Here is a 5,313-nt window from a genome sequence, read left to right on the forward strand (position 1 = left end):
GGATAGGAGCTTGACGATGACCTACTCTCACATGGGGAAGCCCCACACTACCATCGGCGATGCGTCGTTTCACTACTGAGTTCGGGATGGGATCAGGTGGTTCCAACGCTCTATGGTCGTCAAGCAATTCGGTTGCTGTCTCGGTGTTTAGTCGCTACAGCTAATTGGGTATGTGATATTCGTTGGTATTGCGTGTTCAGGCAAATTTTCGGTTTGTCGACTTCTGTCGAGCCACACAAACAGCAAATTGTTTGGGTGTTATATGGTCAAGCCTCACGGGCAATTAGTATTGGTTAGCTCAACGCCTCACAGCGCTTACACACCCAACCTATCAACGTCGTAGTCTTCGACGGCCCTTTAGGGAGCTCAAGGCTCCAGTGAGATCTCATCTTGAGGCAAGTTTCCCGCTTAGATGCTTTCAGCGGTTATCTTTTCCGAACATAGCTACCCGGCAATGCCACTGGCGTGACAACCGGAACACCAGAGGTTCGTCCACTCCGGTCCTCTCGTACTAGGAGCAGCCCCTCTCAAATCTCAAACGTCCACGGCAGATAGGGACCGAACTGTCTCACGACGTTCTAAACCCAGCTCGCGTACCACTTTAAATGGCGAACAGCCATACCCTTGGGACCGGCTTCAGCCCCAGGATGTGATGAGCCGACATCGAGGTGCCAAACACCGCCGTCGATATGAACTCTTGGGCGGTATCAGCCTGTTATCCCCGGAGTACCTTTTATCCGTTGAGCGATGGCCCTTCCATACAGAACCACCGGATCACTAAGACCTACTTTCGTACCTGCTCGACGTGTCTGTCTCGCAGTCAAGCGCGCTTTTGCCTTTATACTCTACGACCGATTTCCGACCGGTCTGAGCGCACCTTCGTACTCCTCCGTTACTCTTTAGGAGGAGACCGCCCCAGTCAAACTACCCACCATACACTGTCCTCGATCCGGATAACGGACCAGAGTTAGAACCTCAAAGTTGCCAGGGTGGTATTTCAAGGTTGGCTCCACGCAGACTGGCGTCCACGCTTCAAAGCCTCCCACCTATCCTACACAAGCAAATTCAAAGTCCAGTGCAAAGCTATAGTAAAGGTTCACGGGGTCTTTCCGTCTAGCCGCGGATACACTGCATCTTCACAGCGATTTCAATTTCACTGAGTCTCGGGTGGAGACAGCGCCGCCATCGTTACGCCATTCGTGCAGGTCGGAACTTACCCGACAAGGAATTTCGCTACCTTAGGACCGTTATAGTTACGGCCGCCGTTTACCGGGGCTTCGATCAAGAGCTTCGCTTGCGCTAACCCCATCAATTAACCTTCCGGCACCGGGCAGGCGTCACACCCTATACGTCCACTTTCGTGTTTGCAGAGTGCTGTGTTTTTAATAAACAGTCGCAGCGGCCTGGTATCTTCGACCGGCATGGGCTTACGTAGTAAATACTTCACCCTCACCGGCGCACCTTCTCCCGAAGTTACGGTGCCATTTTGCCTAGTTCCTTCACCCGAGTTCTCTCAAGCGCCTTGGTATTCTCTACCCAACCACCTGTGTCGGTTTGGGGTACGGTTCCTAGTTACCTGAAGCTTAGAGGCTTTTCCTGGAAGCATGGCATCAACCACTTCGCTTTCTAAAAGAAAGCTCGTCATCAGCTCTCGGCATTAAGACCCCGGATTTACCTAAGATCTCTGCCTACCACCTTAAACACGGACAACCAACGCCGTGCTGGCCTAGCCTTCTCCGTCCCCCCATCGCAGTAACTAGAAGTACAGGAATATTAACCTGTTTCCCATCGACTACGCATTTCTGCCTCGCCTTAGGGACCGACTAACCCTGCGTCGATTAACGTTGCGCAGGAAACCTTGGTCTTTCGGCGTGCGAGTTTTTCACTCGCATTGTCGTTACTCATGTCAGCATTCGCACTTCTGATACCTCCAGCAAGCTTCTCAACTCACCTTCACAGGCTTACAGAACGCTCCTCTACCGCATCACTTACGTGATACCCGTAGCTTCGGTGTATGGTTTGAGCCCCGTTACATCTTCCGCGCAGGCCGACTCGACTAGTGAGCTATTACGCTTTCTTTAAAGGGTGGCTGCTTCTAAGCCAACCTCCTAGCTGTCTAAGCCTTCCCACATCGTTTCCCACTTAACCATAACTTTGGGACCTTAGCTGACGGTCTGGGTTGTTTCCCTTTTCACGACGGACGTTAGCACCCGCCGTGTGTCTCCCATGCTCGGCACTTGTAGGTATTCGGAGTTTGCATCGGTTTGGTAAGTCGGGATGACCCCCTAGCCGAAACAGTGCTCTACCCCCTACAGTGATACATGAGGCGCTACCTAAATAGCTTTCGAGGAGAACCAGCTATCTCCGAGCTTGATTAGCCTTTCACTCCGATCCACAGGTCATCCGCTAACTTTTCAACGGTAGTCGGTTCGGTCCTCCAGTCAGTGTTACCTAACCTTCAACCTGCCCATGGATAGATCGCCCGGTTTCGGGTCTATACCCAGCGACTAAACGCCCTATTAAGACTCGCTTTCGCTACGCCTCCCCTATTCGGTTAAGCTTGCCACTGAATATAAGTCGCTGACCCATTATACAAAAGGTACGCAGTCACCCAACAAAGTGGGCTCCCACTGCTTGTACGCATACGGTTTCAGGATCTATTTCACTCCCCTCTCCGGGGTTCTTTTCGCCTTTCCCTCACGGTACTAGTTCACTATCGGTCAGTCAGTAGTATTTAGCCTTGGAGGATGGTCCCCCCATATTCAGACAAAGTTTCTCGTGCTCCGTCCTACTCGATTTCATGACTAAGAGATTTTCGCGTACAGGGCTATCACCCACTATGGCCGCACTTTCCAGAGCGTTCCGCTAATCTCAAAGCCACTTAAGGGCTAATCCCCGTTCGCTCGCCACTACTAAGGGAATCTCGGTTGATTTCTTTTCCTCAGGGTACTTAGATGTTTCAGTTCCCCTGGTTCGCCTCTTGCACCTATGTATTCAGTACAAGATAACCAGCTTATGCTGGCTGGGTTCCCCCATTCAGAGATCTCCGGATCAAAGTCTGTTTGCCGACTCCCCGAAGCTTTTCGCAGGCTACCACGTCTTTCATCGCCTCTGACTGCCAAGGCATCCACCGTATGCGCTTCTTCACTTGACCATATAACCCCAAGCAATCTGGTTACTGTCTCAAACGTGAAGACGACATTCGCCGAAAATTTGCATAGAGAACACGCAAATTTTACCTTGACGCGACATGCTGCCAGTGAAAGCAACACATCGGTCTACTTCTATCACATACCCAAATTTTTAAAGAACAGTTCTGGCGCAAAGACCAGAATTCAATGCTCCATCTATAAGCATTCAATTCTGAGCTTTCAGCGATTCTAGAGTGAATGGTGGAGCCAAGGAGGATCGAACTCCTGACCTCCTGCGTGCAAAGCAGGCGCTCTCCCAGCTGAGCTATGGCCCCATCTACGGACTTGGCCACATCCCTTGACAATTGGTGGGTCTGGGCAGATTCGAACTGCCGACCTCACCCTTATCAGGGGTGCGCTCTAACCAACTGAGCTACAGACCCAATCGTCTTACTCTCGGGTAATAACCCAATCGCTTTTCGCAAGTGAATCAAGCAATTCGTGTGGGAACTTATGAAGAAGCTGAAGTCTTCGATTAAGGAGGTGATCCAGCCGCAGGTTCCCCTACGGCTACCTTGTTACGACTTCACCCCAGTCATGAATCACTCCGTGGTAACCGTCCCCCTTGCGGTTAGACTAGCTACTTCTGGAGCAACCCACTCCCATGGTGTGACGGGCGGTGTGTACAAGGCCCGGGAACGTATTCACCGTGACATTCTGATTCACGATTACTAGCGATTCCGACTTCACGCAGTCGAGTTGCAGACTGCGATCCGGACTACGATCGGTTTTATGGGATTAGCTCCACCTCGCGGCTTGGCAACCCTTTGTACCGACCATTGTAGCACGTGTGTAGCCCTGGCCGTAAGGGCCATGATGACTTGACGTCATCCCCACCTTCCTCCGGTTTGTCACCGGCAGTCTCCTTAGAGTGCCCACCATAACGTGCTGGTAACTAAGGACAAGGGTTGCGCTCGTTACGGGACTTAACCCAACATCTCACGACACGAGCTGACGACAGCCATGCAGCACCTGTGTCTGAGCTCCCGAAGGCACCAATCCATCTCTGGAAAGTTCTCAGCATGTCAAGGCCAGGTAAGGTTCTTCGCGTTGCTTCGAATTAAACCACATGCTCCACCGCTTGTGCGGGCCCCCGTCAATTCATTTGAGTTTTAACCTTGCGGCCGTACTCCCCAGGCGGTCGACTTAATGCGTTAGCTGCGCCACTAAGATCTCAAGGATCCCAACGGCTAGTCGACATCGTTTACGGCGTGGACTACCAGGGTATCTAATCCTGTTTGCTCCCCACGCTTTCGCACCTCAGTGTCAGTATCAGTCCAGGTAGTCGCCTTCGCCACTGGTGTTCCTTCCTATATCTACGCATTTCACCGCTACACAGGAAATTCCACTACCCTCTACCGTACTCTAGCTCAGTAGTTTTGGATGCAGTTCCCAGGTTGAGCCCAGGGCTTTCACATCCAACTTGCTGAACCACCTACGCGCGCTTTACGCCCAGTAATTCCGATTAACGCTTGCACCCTTCGTATTACCGCGGCTGCTGGCACGAAGTTAGCCGGTGCTTATTCTGTCGGTAACGTCAAAGTAGCAACGTATTAGGTTACTACCCTTCCTCCCAACTTAAAGTGCTTTACAATCCGAAGACCTTCTTCACACACGCGGCATGGCTGGATCAGGCTTTCGCCCATTGTCCAATATTCCCCACTGCTGCCTCCCGTAGGAGTCTGGACCGTGTCTCAGTTCCAGTGTGACTGATCATCCTCTCAGACCAGTTACGGATCGTCGCCTTGGTGAGCCATTACCTCACCAACTAGCTAATCCGACCTAGGCTCATCTAATGGCGCGAGGTCCGAAGATCCCCCGCTTTCTCCCGTAGGACGTATGCGGTATTAGCGTCCGTTTCCGAACGTTATCCCCCACCACTAGGCAGATTCCTAGGCATTACTCACCCGTCCGCCGCTCTCAAGAGATGCAAGCACCTCTCTACCGCTCGACTTGCATGTGTTAGGCCTGCCGCCAGCGTTCAATCTGAGCCATGATCAAACTCTTCAGTTCAATACTGCTTGGGTTTTGAGAAAACCCTAAACTTGGCTCAGCAATCGCAAATAAACTCTTTGAATTCACGAAGAGTTACTTGTGTTGCTGATAATCTTGCGACTAACAG

General features: G+C 51.7%; 2 tRNA genes and 3 rRNA genes. All 5 read right to left on the reverse strand.

Annotated features, from left to right (window positions below):
* Positions 1-8 precede the first annotated feature (8 nt).
* Positions 9-124, reverse strand: a 5S ribosomal RNA gene (gene rrf / locus F3I62_RS20020).
* Positions 125-262: 138 nt separating this feature from the next.
* Positions 263-3,154, reverse strand: a 23S ribosomal RNA gene (locus tag F3I62_RS20025).
* A 236-nt stretch (positions 3,155-3,390) separates the two neighbouring features.
* Positions 3,391-3,466 (reverse strand) — tRNA-Ala (locus F3I62_RS20030).
* A 31-nt stretch (positions 3,467-3,497) separates the two neighbouring features.
* Positions 3,498-3,574 (reverse strand) — tRNA-Ile (locus F3I62_RS20035).
* A gap of 93 nt (positions 3,575-3,667) precedes the next feature.
* Positions 3,668-5,204 (reverse strand): 16S ribosomal RNA (locus F3I62_RS20040).
* The 16S, 23S and 5S rRNA genes sit together here with 2 tRNA genes alongside, the layout of an rRNA operon.
* Between the last annotated feature and the right edge of the window lie 109 nt (positions 5,205-5,313).

This window comes from Pseudomonas sp. R-28-1W-6 (genome assembly GCF_009799925.1).
Classification (GTDB): Bacteria; Pseudomonadota; Gammaproteobacteria; order Pseudomonadales; family Pseudomonadaceae; genus Aquipseudomonas.